This window comes from Iodobacter sp. BJB302 (assembly GCF_002735645.1).
In the GTDB taxonomy this organism is placed as follows: domain Bacteria; phylum Pseudomonadota; class Gammaproteobacteria; order Burkholderiales; family Chitinibacteraceae; genus Iodobacter.
The window spans coordinates 1-1,041 of the sequence record NZ_PDZG01000174.1; the positions used below are offsets into that span (position 1 = coordinate 1).

Here is a 1,041-nt window from a genome sequence, read left to right on the forward strand (position 1 = left end):
CCTGATTATGTCTCTTGCTCAGTTAATCGCCCAAGCGGGCAAGGCTTAGCAATGAGTAAGGCATGTAGCATGCGTGGGATAAGGGCACACAAATCAAAACGCCGATTAAATCGGTACTGCATTTCCGCCAAATAGCGGCCCGCATATTTACTGTATTTGAATGCATGGTAAGTGCCAGATTGCGCCGTTTTTAAATTCCCCAGCATCACATTAAGCCATTTAAATGCGTCAATTTCCGTTCCGGCCTTACCTTTAGGCGCTTGGACGACTCGGTGCTTAAATCCCAATTGCCGCACTACTTCAAAACCGATCAGACCGTCCGAAGTCACCGTGCTCCCCGGTGCCAAAGCCCTTTCTGCCCAAGGCTTGAGCGCTTCGAACGAAAAGCCTTGCACCGGATCAAAACGCAGCCGATGAGGATGCCCATCACGCATTTCGACCGCAGCCACAAAAGCGACTTTATTTTCAGAACCACGCCCACGCTTGCCTCCGTTACGCTCGCCGCCAAGATATGCGTCATCAATTCGAACGTCTCCACTCAAGGGGCGGCCTGACTCACACTGACGCATGGCCTCCATCAATTTATGTTTCAGCAACCATGCGGCTTTCCAAGTGATCCCAAGTTGTCGGCGTAGCGATAAAGCAGCAATATCGGTTTTCAATTGTGTCACCAGATAAACAGCCAGAAACCACTTGGTCAGGGGGAGTTGCGACTGGTGCATCATGGTTCCTGCCGTCAAACTGGCTTGATGCGAGCAATGACAACAATCCCATATACGCGTTTTGCCGCGTATAAATGTGCTGGCATTTTGTCCATGACATTTTGGACAGCGAAACCCTTGTGGCCAGCGCGCTTTTTGCAATGCTGCTTCGCACTGTTGCTCTGTGCCGTACAACTGGATGAACTCAGGCAAAGACAAACCTTTTTGCATCTGGATGCCATTGATGGGCATGATTCATCTCCGCAAAGTAGAACGTTCGTTCACTTTACGCCGCGCGAATGGCTAAATCAAGGGTTACTGAGCAAGAGACATAATCAGG

1 protein-coding gene is annotated in these 1,041 nt (G+C 50.0%); it reads right to left on the reverse strand.

Annotated features, from left to right (window positions below; translation table 11 throughout):
* Positions 1-5 precede the first annotated feature (5 nt).
* Entirely contained in the window at positions 6-953 is a 948-nt protein-coding gene (locus tag CSQ88_RS22460) for an IS1595 family transposase (protein WP_099400267.1), read from the reverse strand.
* Positions 954-1,041: the final 88 nt, after the last annotated feature.

Coding starts and splice junctions, on each gene's coding strand:
- CSQ88_RS22460 (WP_099400267.1), bottom strand. CDS start 953: ATGCCCATCAATGGCATCCAGATGCAAAAAGGTTTGTCTTTGCCTGAG.